We start from the raw sequence: 14,606 nt of genomic DNA, 5'->3' as shown, positions 1-14,606 counted from the left end.
CTCGACTCACCTCTTTCTCTCATCGATCCACAGCGGACGTCCACAGACGTCGATCCTCGAGGGTGCCATGAACATGCACCATCGGGCCAGTTGTCCACAATGTTGTTCACACTTGTGGATGAATGAGGCAGGCGTCGTCCACAGCGTCGTGGACCGGGCTGCGGCCGAGCACGACGGCGAGGCAGAATAGCGGACGGGAAGGCCGTCGTTTGATTTGGACACGCGGGCTGAGTAGTCTCGACAGGTCGCCCGAGCATGGGCTGCGGGACCCGGCATGTCCGGGTTCAAGCCGGAGAACACCGCCGGAATCCATGCGGGGCCGGTAAGAAGCCTGTTGTTCTAAGACCGAGGAGTTCCCATGGCTAAGGGGAAGCGCACTTTCCAGCCCAACAACCGTCGTCGTGCCCGCGTGCACGGCTTCCGTCTGCGCATGCGGACCCGCGCCGGCCGTGCGATCGTCACCGGTCGTCGTCGCAAGGGCCGCGCCAAGCTGACCGCCTGAGACGCCAGAGTTCAGTCGGCCCGATCGGTGTCCGCTGACTCGACGCGCTTACAGCGCAGTGCCGACTTCACCCGCACGTTCGATCAGGGCGTGCGGGTTTCGGCACGTGATCTGCTGATCACGGTGGCACCGTTGCCGTCTCGCTGGCCGGATCCGGCCGGGCTGCGGCCGGATGTGGCCGTCTTCGGCGGCCCCCGGCTCGGGCTGATCGTCTCCAAGAAGGTCGGTAACGCCGTGACGCGGCACGCCGTCGCCCGTCGTCTGCGACATGCGTTCGCGGCCAGCCGCGACGCCCTCCCGTCCCCCGAAGCGTTCGTGGTGGTGCGGGCGCGGCCGGGCGCGGCCGGCTGCTCGTCAACCGACCTGGCGGACCAGCTGCGTCGCGGATTCGCTCAGCGCAAGGTGACGGCGGCATTCGATGCGGCGGCGCAGAGCGATGCCGCCGCCGATGTCCCGGTGAGCTGAGTGAGTGTTGTGCAGTGGCTTGTGACCCTTCCCCGAAAAGCTCTGATCTTTGTGATCGAGCTGTACCGGACGTGGGTCTCCCCCACCCGGATGCCGACCTGCCGCTTCGAGCCGACCTGCAGCACGTACGCCGTCGAGGCCCTGGAGACGCACGGTTTCGTGTGGGGCTCGGTGCTCTCGACGTGGCGGCTGCTCAAGTGCGGGCCGTGGCACAAACCCGGATACGACCCGGTCCCGGAGAAGGGCGCCTGGCGCCGCCGGCGTGACCGGGATCCGATGACTTCCCGTAGTGACTCGCCCTCCGAGGGCGAGCGAGCTCTGACAGATAGGGGTCAGTGAGCCGTGCTCAACTTCATCTACTACCCGGTCTCCTGGATCATGTGGGTCTGGCACTGGGTATTCGACCTGATCACACCGAACAGCCCCGGTGGCAACGGTGTGGCGTGGGCCCTCTCGGTGGTCTTCCTGGTCTTCACTCTCCGCGCGATCCTGTACAAGCCCTTCGTCAAGCAGATCCGCACGACGAAGAAGATGCAGGAAATCAACCCGCAGATGCAGGCGATCCGGAAGAAGTACGCCAAGGATCGCGTGAAGATGACCGAGGAGATGCAGAAGCTCCAGAAGGAGCACGGCTTCAACCCGCTCCTCGGCTGCCTCCCGATGCTGCTGCAGATCCCGGTCTTCATCGGTCTGTTCCACGTCCTGCGGTCGTTCAACCGGATGGGTACCGGCATGGGCCAGCTCGGCATGACGGCCGAGCAGACCCGGAGCTACGGCAACTACGCCTTCAGCGCCGAGCAGGTGCGGAACTTCCTGGACGCGCGTCTCTTCGGGGTGCCGCTGTCGTCGTTCCTGACCGAGCCGACCGCGCAGTTTCAGGCCTTCGTCGAAAAGGGCGCGGCGATCGACTTCACCCGCTGGCAGATCGGCGCCGTGGTGGTCCCCCTGATGCTGATCGCGTCGTTCGCTACGCACATGAACTCGCGCGCGTCGGTGGCCCGGCAGAGCCCGGAAGCGCTGGAGAACCCGCAGACGCGGATCATGAACAAGCTGTCGGTGTGGGTGTTCCCGCTCGGCATCCTCGCGACCGGCCCGTTCTTCCCCATCGCCATCCTGCTGTACTGGGTCGCGAACAACGGCTGGACCTACGTGCAGCAGCACATCGTCTTCGGTCGCATCGCCAAGGAAGAGGATCACGCCAAGGCGATCAAGGAGGAGAAGCGCAAGGCCTCCGCTCCCCGGCCGGGTGAGCGCCCGCTGCCCGGAAACTTCGAGCCGGGCAAGGCGATGAACCGGGGCTTCGCTGCACTCGCGGAGGGTCGTACCTCGGATGCGATCAGCGAGTTCACCAAGGTGACCCGCTTCGGTCAGCGCAACGCGGACTGGCTGTACAAGGGCCGCAACGGACTGGTGCAGGCGGCGGACGAACTGGTGCGGTTGACCCCCGACGCCGACCTGCGCGCTTCGCTGGCCTTCTCGTGGACCGACGCCGCCCGCAAGGACGCCACGGCCGAGGACGCCGATCTGGCCGCTCTCGACGCCTATCTCACCCTGCGGCGGCAGCAGCTGGTCGCGTGGCTCAACGAGGGTCACGACGCCCGGCTGAACACCGTCATGCGGGAGGACAACGCGATCCTGACCGCATACGAGGAGGCGTGGGAGAAAGCCAACGAGGACGCGCCGGTCAGTGAACTCGGCCGCGACCGCAAGGCGGACTGGGCCCGGATGGTCGCCACCGCGATGTTCCGCAGCGGCAAGTACGACGACGCCCGCATCTACGCCCGCCAGGCGGCTGGCATCTATGAACGGATCATCGAGCAGGCCACCGAGGCCGGTGAGTCCTCGGGGGTCGACGTGGCCGGGTACAAGGCCGAGCTGGCTCAGGTGAAGCTCATCGCCGCGGCACCGTCGGACAGCGCGTGGAAGCACGCCACCGTCGCGGCGTCGGAGAAGAAGACGCGTGAACTGGAGGGTCGCGAGGGCGTCGCCCTGATCGGTGAGACCGCTGACGTCGACGACGATCGCAGCGCCGTCGCGAGCAGCTGGCACGAGACTGCCAAGGCGGCTCATGAGAAGAAGGTCGCCTCGTCCGGTCCGGTCGATGAAGCGAAGAAGGCGCTGACCGACTCCGTGCTCACGGTGACCGATCACGGTCCGACCTCTCGGGCCGAGGCCGAGCGGCGAACCCCGGTGGCGAAGGCCTCGGCGCAGTCGTCGTCGGCCGGAAGTGAGAAGAAGGACGATCGTGGTCCCGAGGCGCGCGGCACCAAGGCGCAGCCGCGCAAGTCCGGTCCCAAGAGCAAGAGGAATCGCCGCGGCGGCCGCTGAGCGCGCCCCCGGCCCAGACGTTGACGAAGTAAGTGAGGTATCGAAATGACTGAGCAAGCCACGCAGCCCGATCTCGACGACGAGGTCGTGGAGCCCACCGTGGACGCGGCCGAGGAGGTCGCCGCCGAGGAGGTCGCTGACGGGGACGTCGTCGCGGAGGTCGCGGACGACGACGCCGACGGTGAGGACAATGACGAAGAGGACCGTCTCGTCGAGGAAGGCGAGATCGCCGGTGACTACCTTGAGCAGCTGCTCGATGTTCTCGACTTCGATGGGGACATCGATCTGGACGTCGACGGCGACCGCGCGGTCGTGAGCATCGACGGCGGCGACGATCTGGATCAGCTCGTCGGCCGTAAGGGTGAGGTGCTCGACGCGTTGCAGGAGCTGACCCGTCTCGCGGTGCAGCAGGCGACCGGCGATCGCAGCCGCCTGATGCTCGACGTCGCGCGGTGGCGCGCGGGCCGGCGAGAGCGGCTCGCGGCCCTCGGCACCGAGGTCGCCGAGCGGGTCCGCGACAACGGTGGTCGTGAAGAACTGGATCCGATGACCCCGTTCGAGCGGAAGATCGTGCACGACGCGGTCGCCGCGGTGGATGGTGTCCACAGCGAGAGCGAGGGCGCCGAGCCCAAGCGACGCGTCGTGGTGATCAAGGACTGACACGCGGTCTCAGACGATAGGAGGGTCCCGGCTTCGGCCGGGACCCTCTTTGTTTGTCCGCTATCAGTCAGTGGTGAATCACATCGATGTAGTTCGTGATGCGGACGCGACGGTCGGCGTCTGGTGATCGGCGTCCCTGGTTTCACGTGGAACCGAGTCTGACCGGCGATCTCGATTCGCCGACTGTGGCCGGCGGCGGGGTGTCCTGCGCGGGATCGAAGGTTCGGGGCCACTCCCCTCCCCCGGCTCCGCCGCGTTCCCGCGATGTGCCGTTCTGCTCCATGTGGAACCTGGGTGTCGTTGGTGGTCTCGACTCCGTTCGGCCGCCGATGGGTCTTTGATCTTCGGCTTCGTTGGTGTGTGCGCTTCGTTCGGCCGGAATGGATGACGGCTGTCTGACTGGGCAGAGGCTTGGGACCGTTCGCCTTGGCGGGTGGTCTCTCTTCGATGCGGTTCCCGGTCCGTGTGGAATCTGGGGGTCGTTGTTGTCTCGACTTCGCTCGGCCGTCATGGGTTTTGGTCTGTGGTGTCCTCGGTGACCGTGTTTCGTTCAGTCGGGATGGGTGACGGTCGTCTGCCTGAGTAGAGGATCGAGACCTCTCCCCTTGCTGGCGGTCTCTTCTCGATGTACCGCTCTCGGTCCGCATGGAATCTGGGTGTCGTCGATGGTTTCGACTTTGCTCGCCCGTCGTGGGTCTTGGTCTGTGGTGTCCGCGTCGACCGTGTTTCGTTCAGTCGGGATGGGCGACGGCTGTCCGCCTGAGTGGAAGATCGAGACCTCTCCCCCTTGGCTGGCGGCCTGCCGGATGTACCGTTCTCGGTCCGTGTGGAATCTGGGTGTCGTCGATGGTTTCGACTTCGTTCGGTCGTCATGGGTTCTGGTCTGTGGTGTGAGCGATGACCGTGCTTCGTTCGGTCGGGTTGGGTGACGGCTGTTTGACCGGGCAGTGAACCGCCCCGGCATGTCCGGAGACTCCGTTCCTTGGGAAGGATGGAGTCATGGCAGGGAGTACGTCGAAGAGGTACACGGCCGAGCTGCGTGAGCGGGCGGTCAGGATGGTTGGCGAGATCCGGGCCGACCACGAGTCGGACTGGGCGGCGATGAGGCAGGTCGCGACGCTGCTCGGGATCGGGACGCCTGAGACGGTGAGGAAGTGGTGTCGTCAGGCCGAGGTTGATGCCGGGCAGCGGGTTGGGACGACGAGTGAGGAGTCAGCGGAGCTGAAGCGGTTGAAGCGCGAGAATGCCGAGCTCAAGCGGGCCAACGCGATCCTCAAGAGCGCATCGGCTTTCTTCGCGGCCGAACTCGACCGGCCACAGCGCTGATCGTGCGGTATATCGACGAGCACGTCGGTGACCAGCACGAGGAAGGTCTGCGATGGGGTGTCGAGTCGATCTGTGACCAGCTCACCGAGCTGGGCGCCAAGATCGCCCCCGCGACCTACTACGAGCACCGCTCCCACAAGCCGTCCAAGCGTGAAGTGCGGGATGAGGAGTTGAGGCCGAAGGTGGCCAAGGTTCATGCCGAGAACTACGGCGTCTACGGAGCCCGGAAGGTTTGGCTTCAGCTCAACCGGGAGCGCACCGCTGATGCCGAGCCGATCGCTAGGTGCACGGTGGAACGGCTGATGAGCGACCTCGGTCTTCGTGGCGCGATCCGGGGCAAGGTCAAGCGCACGACGATCGCTGATCCGAAGGCGAAGCATCCCGGTGACCTCGTGGGACGTCAGTTCGCGCCGTTGGCGCCGGACCGGCTATGGGTGGCCGACTTCACCTACGTGTCGACGTGGGCCGGCTGGGTCTACGTGGCGTTCGTGATCGATGCCTACGCGCGTCGGATCATTGGCTGGAGGTCGTCGACATCGATGACCTCTCAGCTGGTGTTGGACGCCATCGACCATGCTGTGTGGACACGGCAGCGGGAGGGCCGGCCGGTGGCCGGGGTGGTCCAGCATCACGACCACGGCAGCCAGTACACCTCTGTGGCCTACAGCGAGCGGCTCGCCGCTGACGGAATCCGTCCCTCGATGGGGGTTGTCGGATCGTCCTATGACAACGCGCTGGCCGAGTCGATCAACGGGCTCTACAAGACCGAGCTGATCAAAGCCAGAGGCCCGTGGCGCACCGTCGACCAGGTCGAGGTCGCCACCGCGGAGTGGGTCGACTGGTTCAACCACCGAAGGCTCTACGAGTACTGCGGCGACATCCCGCCAGCAGAGATGGAGACTGCGCACTACGCTCAACAACCGACCCCGACACTCGTCGAGGTCTCAAACTAGAAAGTCTCCGGACATGCCGGGGCGGTTCAAAGGAGACCGCCGCCGGGTTCTGGCAACGCGCCAACGCGTTCTTCGCCGGGACCGGGGTCACGGTGACTGCGGTGATGACCGACAGCGGTTCCTGCTACCGCTCCAAAGCCTTCAACGCCGCGTTGGGCGCGCACGTCAAACACAAGTGGACCCGCCCCTACCGGCCGCAGACCAACGGCAAGGTCGAACGATTCAACCGGACCCTGGCCGCCGAATGGGCCTACGCCGCCCCGTACACCAGCGAAGCCGACCGCGCAGCGGCCTACCAGCTCTGGCTGCACTACTACAATCACCACCGACCCCACACCGGGATCGGTGGCCTCGTCCCCTCAGCCCGCGTTCACAACCTCACGGGGAAGTACATCTAGATGAGTGAGTCCCGGCGTTTGCGATCGAGGGTGAGCCGGCGTGCTGGGGCACTCCGGTGTCCGCCGGTGGCGTCTTTCGACTTCGCTGAGGGACCACCGGCGAGGCGATAGCCGAGCTGAGTTGACGCAGCCTTTCTCGCGGCTTCGTGTGGCTGCGGGCCGCACCCCTGCAGCAGACGAACTACCGACCCCGGAAGTCACTCATCGAGACAGAACTCAGGAGTCCGGACAGAACTCCTGTCTGCGTCTCCGGTTGGAGATGACCGCGTGTGTTTCACGTAGGACTCGCGTGTTGCCGATTTATTCGACTTTGCTCGAGGCGGTGTCCGTGAGGACTGTCCCGCGACGGCCGCCCGTCATATCGTTACCGGTGCTGCGGAGGCTCGGCTCCGTTCGCTCGTGATGATGTCTCGATCTTCGGTCGCACACGGTGGCGCTCTGGTCGCGATGGATTGCGACGGTCCGACTGGTGCGCGTTGTCGTCTTGATGAAGGCCCGACTGGTGTTGGTTGCACGGCGCGGAGTCCCGAACGGAGTCGAGGGGCGAGACGACTCCCCTGGGCCGGCCGTCCTTCGATGAGTTGGCGTTCTACGTTCCACGTGAAACGCGGATGCGTCGATGGTCCCGGATCGATGGGGTCGTTGAGGCGTCTCGACCCCTGGCAAGCTTCGGAACTCTGAGCCTGTCGAGTGTGATGGGCCCGGTGCCCTCGACTCGGTCGGTAGGAGTTTCGTCGTCGACCTACTTCCCTTCGTGTTACTCGATGACGGCCACCCGGGTGCTGGTCCACTGGGCGGAGTCTTGGATGGCGTCGAAGGGTGGAGGGCACCTAGCTCCCCGGCGACTCATCTGCAACGGGTCCACGCGTGTTTCACGTGGAACGCGTTGCTGCTCTCGAGTCCGCTCCCGCGCCGTGGAGTTTCGACTCTGGGTAGCGGCTGTGGATTTCAATTCCGCTCGACCGTCGTGGGTCGCGGCTTCGATCGGCTGACGCAGGCCTTCGATTCTCGTCGAGGTAGCGTGTCTCGATTCCGGTCGATGGTCTCGAGCGCTCGACGGTCGCGAGGTCTAGAGCGCCTGACGGTCGCGGGGCTTCGACTTCGCTCGACGGTCACGGACTTTCAGTTCGGATCTGCCGGCATGAGTAGTCGGCTTCGTTCGACCATCGTGAGTCCGGACTCTGTGTAGCGCTCACGGTGTCTCGAGTCTGATTCGGTCGTGATAGTTCGCGTCACCCGACCGCGGTGGCTCCGGACTTCGCTCGACGCTCGCGCGAGGCCCGACTCCGACCGGTAGTCGCGGGCAGTTCACCTCGCTCGGCCGTGTCGACGGCGCTTGAAAACTGAACACTAACGGCGCTTGAAAAGTGAACACTCTGCCGACGATTGGAGGGTGATCACTTTGGAGGATTGGGCGTTGATCCGCAGGCTGGCCGCTGATGGTGTGCCGAACAAGCGGATTGCTGAGCAGTTGGGTATCAGCAGGACGACGGTGATCAAGGCTGTCGGGTCACATGAGCCGCCGAGGTATCAGCGGTCTGCGGCGCCGACGTCGTTCACGCCGTTCCAGGCGCGGGTGCGTGAGTTGCTGGCCCAGACCCCGGATATGCCGGCGACGGTGCTGGCTGAGCGGGTGGGCTGGACCGGGTCGATTCGCTGGTTCCGCGACAACGTCAAACGGGTTCGCGCCGAGGGCGCGCGGATCGATCCGGCTGATCGGCTGTCCTGGTCTGCCGGCGATGCTGCGCAGTGCGATTTGTGGTTCCCGCCGTACAAGTTCGTGCTCGAGGATGGTTCGCGGGCGTTGTTGCCGGTGCTGGTGATGGTTCCGGCATTCTCCCGGTACATGTATGGCCGGATGATTCCGACTCGCACCAGCACTGATCTGCTGTTGGGGTCATGGGAGCTGCTGGGTCAACTCGGTCGGGTACCGCGCCGCCTGATCTGGGACAACGAGCCCGGGATCGGGCGTGGCAACCCCACTGAGGCCGCGGCGGTGTTCGCCGGGTCGCTGGCGACCAAGTTCGTGTTGCTGCGTCCACGTGATCCGGAGTCCAAAGGGATTGTCGAGCGCCGTAACGGGTTCTTCGAGACCTCGTTCATGCCGGGCCGCACGTTCAGTTCGCCAGCCGATTTCAACGACCAGTTCACCGAGTGGCTCGCCACGGCGAATCAGCGTGTGGTGCGCACTCTCAAGGCGCGCCCAGCTGATCTGCTGGCCGCCGACAAGGCGGCGATGCTGGCGCTGCCGCCAGCGGTCTTGCATGTGGGCTGGCACAACCAGATCCGGCTGGGCCGGGACTACTACGTGCGCGTGGACACCAACGACTACTCCGTCGATCCCCGCGCGATCGGTGCCCGCGTGGACGTTTCGGCTGATCTGGAGACCGTGAAGGTCCGCCACGGCGGCCGCGTGGTCGCTGTCCACCAGCGGCGGTGGGCCCGGCGCATGGTCGTCACCGACCCCGAACACGTGAGGATCGCCGGCACCCTGCGCACTACGTTTCAACAACCCGTGACCCGACCCGAGGCCGAGACGATGATGCGTGATCTGGCCGACTACGACCGGGCCTTCGGCCTGGACCCCGAGCAAGTGAGCCACCCATGAACCCACCGGTCTCCGACAACGCCGCGATGATCAAACAGATCATTCACCTCGCTGCGGTCCTCAAAGCCCCGCGGATCACCGAATCGGCCGCCCGCCTAGCCGACCACGCCCGCGATTCGGGCTGGACCCACGAAACCTATCTGGCCGCGGTCCTGGAACGCGAAGTCGCCGCCCGCAACGCCTCGGGCGCCCGGCTACGGATCCGCGCCGCCGGCATGCCCGCGACCAAAACGCTCGATGACTTCGACTTCGACCACCAGCCCACAGCACGAGGCCCGATCCAGGCACTGGCCTCCGGGGCCTACCTCGCCGAGCATCGCAACGTCGTGCTCCTCGGGCCACCGGGCACCGGGAAGACTCACCTGGCCACCGCCCTCGCAGTGGCCGCCTGCCACCAAGGACACCGCGTCCTGTTCGCCACCGCCACCGAATGGGTAGCCCGGCTCAGCGAAGCACACGAGCGAGGACGACTCGCCGCTGAACTGGCGCGTCTGCGCCGATACGGACTGATCATCGTCGACGAAGTCGGCTACCTGCCCTTCGAACAAGACGCCGCGAACCTGTTCTTCCAACTGGTCTCATCCCGCTACGAACACGCCTCACTCATCCTCACCAGCAACCTGCCATTCAGCTCCTGGGGTGCGGTGTTCGGCGACCAAGTCGTCGCCGCCGCGATGATCGACCGCATCGTCCACCACGCCGACGTCATCGCCCTCAAAGGAGCGTCCTACCGACTACGCGACAGAGGCCTGGAAACACTTCCCAGCATCAAGGCCGAACAAGAAAACCTAGACTAGAGACTGTTCACTTTTGGACCGCCGAAACCGTTCAGGTTTCGACCGCCGCCGACAGGCCGTCGTGAGGTTCGGACTTCGCTCGGCCGTCAAGCACCCCGATTTCGCCGGGCCGCCCCGGGTCTCGGGGTTGCCCGGCCATCCCGGTCTTGGATTCGCTCAGCCGCCGCGGGTCTCGACGTCGCCCATGTCTTCACGGGCACTGCTCCGCTCGTACCGCCGTGCGGTCTCGAGGCTGTTCGGTGGTGGTGGGACCACTCCAGGTGACTCGACGCGGGATACTCAGCCCTGCTCGAGTCGTTGTGGGGTCTCGATGTCGTTCGACTGCCGTGGGTTCTCGACGGGACTTGGTCGCTGGATCTCGACTCGGGTCCGCGCCCGGGGTCCGAATCGGCTCGACTGCGGCCGGTGCCGGCCGTGCTCGGGTGCCCTGCCGGCCTGGCGATGCTTCCTCACCGAGTCGTTCTCGTTTCACGTGGAACCGTGAATGGCCCGGGCGATGTTCAACGTGAAACAGTAGTAGGCAACAGTAAGGAGAAGACGTGAGTAGGACGGTCGAGGAGGCAGAGCCTCAGCCCGCCGTGGCACGAGAGATCTTCGGGGAGCGGATCGGACTGGCCCAGCAATACGTCGACATCCTCAGCGATGAAGGCGTGCTCCGGGGGCTGATCGGACCGAGCGAACCTGCCCGGTTGTGGTCACGCCATGTACTCAACAGCGCGGTGGTCGGTGAAGAGATCGGCGAAGGTCTTCGCGTCATCGACATCGGAAGCGGTGCGGGTTTCCCGGGAATCCCGCTGGCGATCGCGCGTCCCGATCTCGAGGTGGTTCTGGTCGAGCCGCTGCTCCGACGCACGACCTTCCTCGACGAGGTGGTCGAGGCTCTTGGACTCGACAACGTGACGGTCGTACGAGGACGCGCGGAAGAACGGCCGACGCTGGAAGCGGTCGGGACCGCGGACGTCGTGACATCCCGCGCGGTGGCGCCGCTGGATCGACTCGCACGATGGTCCGCTCCCCTGATCGCGGTCGGCGGTCACCTGGTGGCACTGAAAGGCCGCACAGCGGCGGAGGAGATCTCGACGTATGCGGCGGCGGCGGGGATGGTCGGATTGACCGATCTGACGACCCGCGAGGTCGGTGCGCAGCTCGACGAACCGACCACCGTGCTGCTCGGTACTCGCATCGAAACCGCGGACGATCGACGGGCGGCACGTCGCGCGGCGCGTCAGCAGAAGAGAAAGAATTGAAGATTGGTGTCCTTCAAGCGCAAGGCGCAAAATAGTGATGACGACCGAAGGAGTGCCGCCTTGGCGAAGCATGACATGGCCGAATCGGGGGGTTCCGTTTCACGTGGAACCGGCCAGCCCTCGCCCGAGAGCGCACCCCTCGCAGACACACCCATCGCCGCCGCCGCCGAGCGTGCAAGTCAGATCCTGACACCGGGGGGCACCGGAACTCTCCCCCGGCCCGCGGCGCCGCGCATCATGACGGTCGCCAATCAGAAGGGCGGGGTCGGTAAGACCACCTCCGCGGTGAATCTGGCGGCCGGCCTGGCGCTGCACGGACTCGGAGTGTTGGTGATCGACCTCGATCCGCAGGGCAACGCGAGTACCGCGCTCGGCATCGATCACCGCAAACCGGGAATCGCGTCCGTCTACGAGATGCTGCTCGACGACGTGCCCCTGCGGGAGGCGATTCAGCAGTCCCCCGCGAACGAGCGTCTCTACTGCGTACCGTCGACCCTCGATCTCGCCGGCGCGGAGATCGAACTGGTCTCCGTCGTGGCCCGCGAGAGCCGCCTGCGGAACGCACTGGATCCCGAGCTGTTGCGCGAGCTCGGCATCGACTACGTCCTGATCGACTGCCCGCCGTCACTCGGCCTGCTCACCGTCAACGCGATGGTCGCCGCTCGCGAGGTCCTGATCCCCATCCAGTGCGAGTACTACGCACTCGAGGGAGTCGGTCAGCTGCTCCGCAACATCGAACTGGTCCAGGCGCACCTCAACAAGGCGCTGCACGTCTCCACGATCCTGCTGACGATGTACGACGGCCGCACCAAGCTCGCCGATCAGGTGGCCGCCGAGGTGCGTTCACACTTCGGCGACAAGGTCTTGAACACGATCATTCCGCGCAGTGTGAAGGTCTCGGAAGCGCCGGGATACGGCATGACGATCATCGACTACGACCCGGGTTCACGTGGAGCGATGAGCTACCTCGATGCGGCGCGGGAACTCGCGCGCCAGGTCTTGAAGGAGAACGCACAGTGAGTCAGCGCGACAGCCAGAGACGAGGCGGACTGGGCCGCGGTCTGGCCGCTCTGATCCCGACCGGCCCCACCGAGACGGAGGAGACGACGGGCGACGAAGCGAGTGCGACTCGACCGTCGGTGCCGGCACCCGCGCGGCAGCAGGGCAAGGCACAGGGCATCAACACCACTCGGATGGGCAGCGCCGCGGCCGACGTGCTGATGGGTGGCCCCCCCTCCCCCGCACCGGTGGAACCCGCCGGCGACATGGGAGCGGTGTACCGGGAGATCCCGCCGTCCGAGATCGAGCCGAATCCGCAGCAGCCGCGCACCGTCTTCGATGAAGAGGCACTCGCCGAACTGGAGCACTCCATCCGCGAGTTCGGGCTCATGCAGCCGATCGTCGTTCGCGAGCTCGCGCGGCCGAAGGCCGGCGGGGTCCGCTATCAGCTCATCATGGGCGAGCGTCGCTGGCGGGCGAGCACCAACGTCGGTCTGGAGAAGATCCCGGCCATCGTCCGGGAGACGAGCGACGCCGATCTGCTGCGCGACGCGCTGCTGGAGAACATCCACCGGGCGCAGCTGAATCCTCTTGAAGAGGCGGCGGCCTACCAACAGCTCCTCGAAGAATTCGACGTCACGCACGAGGAACTGGCCAACCGGCTGGGCCGATCGCGTCCGGTGATCACCAACATGATCCGGCTGCTGAAGCTTCCGATTCCCGTGCAGCGGCGGGTCGCGGCGGGCGTCCTGTCGGCGGGACATGCCCGGGCGCTCCTGGCGCTGGACGCGGGCGCCGACGCGCAGGAAGCGCTCGCGGCGCGCATCGTCGCCGAGGGCATGTCGGTGCGTGCGACCGAAGAGGCCGTGACGCTGGCGAATCACGAGGGTGTGCCCGATTCGCCGGCGCCGGCCAAGCGGCGTCCGCCGATGGTGATGCCGGGCCTGCAGGATGTGGCCGATCGGCTGTCCGATCGCCTCGACACCAAGGTGTCGGTGAGCCTCTCGAAGCGGAAGGGCAAGGTCGTCATCGAGTTCGGATCGGTCGACGATCTCGAGCGCATCGTCGGCGTCATCTCCGACAGATAGGGCCGAATCCGCCCCGGTGACAGCCGTCCCGGGACCACCGGTCTGATACGTCACTGTGACAGTAGGATTTTCGGGAAGCGAGGAACACAGCGCGATGGGTGTGGTGATCGAGGCGCTCGAGTTGGACGGCTTCGACCGTCTGCCGCTCCACACCCGTCGATGCGTGTTCTGGGAAGTCGATCCGGAATCCGCGTCCGATACGCTCGACGATGCTCTCCTGGGTTCGCTCGGCGGATTCGAGAGTGAGTTCGACAAGGAGGCGTGGATCTCCGGTCTCCTCCTCGAGTGGGGCAACTGCTGTCAGATGGCGGTGGAGAAGACCACCGGTCGTGTCGTGGGCAGCGCCTTCTACGCTCCGCCGGGACGAGTGCCGCGGGCCAGACGGTTCCCGACGGCACCGGTGAGTGCGGACGCGGTACTGCTGACCAAGGTCGCCACCGAGCCCGGTTTCGCTGACGCCGCTCCCCTGCTCTTCGATGCGGTGATCGCCGATGTGATCGGTCGCGGTGTCCGCGCGCTCGAGGCTTTCGGGCGGAGCGCCGCGGACTCGGCACTCGCCGGTGACCTGACGGCGCTGCTCCTCGGCGGTGGGGTCCCGGGGAACGTGTGCGACGACTGCCTGATGCCGACGACCTTCCTCGAGGACGCGGGGTTCGTCGTGATCGCCGACGACCAGTACCTGCCACGGCTCCGACTCGAGCTGGATGAGGGGCTGGGCTGGAAGCGTCAGGTGGAGCGGGCGCTGGAGAAGCTGGTGATCTCGGAGAGTGTGGCGCTGCAATCGACGTGAGTCGGGCCGCCGCGTTTCATGCGAGGCGGTTCTCAGCCGGGGGTCCTTTCGACACGATTCCGCCTAGCGGCTCCATCGGCTCAACGGGCTGGGATGGCGTTCGTCGGCTCAATGGGCGATGAGGGTTTCGTCGGTTCCGCGGGCTGGGGTGGCTTCCGTCGGTTCAGTGGATGGTGGTCGGCTCGTCGGCTGAGCGGATGATGGTGGGTTCCGTCGGCTCGTCGGCTGAGCGGATGATGGTGAGTTTCGTCGGCTTAGCGGCTCAGCGGGCGGTGGTGGACTTCATCGGCTCAGCGGGCTGCGGTGACGTTCATCGGCTCCGCGGGCCGAGGTGGCTTTAGCCGGATCAACGAGCTGGGACGGGCGTCGTCAGCCCAACAGGCTGCGGTGGCGTTCGTCGAGTCAGCGGGCGGTGCCGGGGCTTCGTCGAGCCGACGGGTTGTGG

General features: G+C 66.0%; 11 protein-coding genes and 2 pseudogenes. All 13 read left to right on the top strand.

The genetic code is table 11. The features are described 5' to 3' along the window. Window positions 1-358 precede the first annotated feature (358 nt). A complete protein-coding gene (rpmH, locus tag MYK68_RS20715) occupies window positions 359-502 on the top strand; it encodes a 50S ribosomal protein L34 (RefSeq protein WP_246993135.1) in 144 nt (47 codons plus the stop codon). Between the two features lie 27 nt (window positions 503-529). Further along, the gene (rnpA, locus tag MYK68_RS20710; RefSeq protein WP_247865599.1) at window positions 530-967 is read left to right on the top strand and encodes a ribonuclease P protein component; all 438 of its coding nucleotides are present in this window, start codon (window positions 530-532) and stop codon (window positions 965-967) included. Further along, a complete protein-coding gene (gene yidD / locus MYK68_RS20705) occupies window positions 968-1,306 on the top strand; it encodes a membrane protein insertion efficiency factor YidD (RefSeq protein ID WP_247865598.1) in 339 nt (112 codons plus the stop codon). 3 nt (window positions 1,307-1,309) lie between these two features. Further along, window positions 1,310-2,224 (top strand): annotated as a pseudogene (yidC, locus tag MYK68_RS20700) (membrane protein insertase YidC); the annotation flags it as partial. Between the two features lie 1,116 nt (window positions 2,225-3,340). Next, the gene (locus MYK68_RS20695; RefSeq protein WP_247865597.1) at window positions 3,341-3,955 is read left to right on the top strand and encodes a Jag family protein; all 615 of its coding nucleotides are present in this window, start codon (window positions 3,341-3,343) and stop codon (window positions 3,953-3,955) included. A 999-nt stretch (window positions 3,956-4,954) separates the two neighbouring features. Then, window positions 4,955-6,234 (top strand): IS3 family transposase gene (locus MYK68_RS20690; protein ID WP_247864366.1). Its coding sequence is split into 2 segments (ribosomal slippage): window positions 4,955-5,243 and window positions 5,243-6,234, totalling 1,281 coding nucleotides; the frame shifts between segments, so codons are not numbered across the junction. A 26-nt stretch (window positions 6,235-6,260) separates the two neighbouring features. Further along, window positions 6,261-6,632, top strand: a pseudogene (locus MYK68_RS20685) (integrase core domain-containing protein); the annotation flags it as partial. A 1,393-nt stretch (window positions 6,633-8,025) separates the two neighbouring features. Continuing rightward, window positions 8,026-9,240 carry an IS21 family transposase gene (gene istA, locus MYK68_RS20680; protein WP_247865596.1) on the top strand — a complete coding sequence of 405 codons (1,215 nt, stop codon included), beginning with the start codon at window positions 8,026-8,028 and terminating at the stop codon, window positions 9,238-9,240. Then, window positions 9,237-10,037, top strand: coding sequence for an IS21-like element helper ATPase IstB (gene istB, locus MYK68_RS20675; RefSeq protein ID WP_283255218.1), 801 nt, complete (start codon window positions 9,237-9,239; stop codon window positions 10,035-10,037). Before istA ends, istB begins: the two co-directional genes overlap by 4 nt. Window positions 10,038-10,576: 539 nt before the next feature. Further along, window positions 10,577-11,284, top strand: coding sequence for a 16S rRNA (guanine(527)-N(7))-methyltransferase RsmG (gene rsmG / locus MYK68_RS20670; protein ID WP_247865595.1), 708 nt, complete (start codon window positions 10,577-10,579; stop codon window positions 11,282-11,284). 75 nt (window positions 11,285-11,359) lie between these two features. After that, the gene (locus tag MYK68_RS20665) at window positions 11,360-12,304 is read left to right on the top strand and encodes a ParA family protein (RefSeq protein WP_247868131.1); all 945 of its coding nucleotides are present in this window, start codon (window positions 11,360-11,362) and stop codon (window positions 12,302-12,304) included. Further along, entirely contained in the window at window positions 12,301-13,371 is a 1,071-nt protein-coding gene (locus MYK68_RS20660) for a ParB/RepB/Spo0J family partition protein (RefSeq protein WP_247865594.1), read from the top strand. The genes MYK68_RS20665 and MYK68_RS20660 overlap by 4 nt, the downstream gene beginning before the upstream one ends. A gap of 94 nt (window positions 13,372-13,465) precedes the next feature. Continuing rightward, window positions 13,466-14,161, top strand: coding sequence for a hypothetical protein (locus MYK68_RS20655; RefSeq protein ID WP_247865593.1), 696 nt, complete (start codon window positions 13,466-13,468; stop codon window positions 14,159-14,161). Window positions 14,162-14,606 lie beyond the last annotated feature (445 nt).

The sequence above is a fragment of the Gordonia sp. PP30 genome, assembly GCF_023100845.1.
Classification (GTDB): domain Bacteria; phylum Actinomycetota; class Actinomycetes; order Mycobacteriales; family Mycobacteriaceae; genus Gordonia.
The sequence above is the reverse complement of the archived record's forward strand: the minus strand, read 5'-3'. Positions and strand labels throughout refer to the sequence as shown.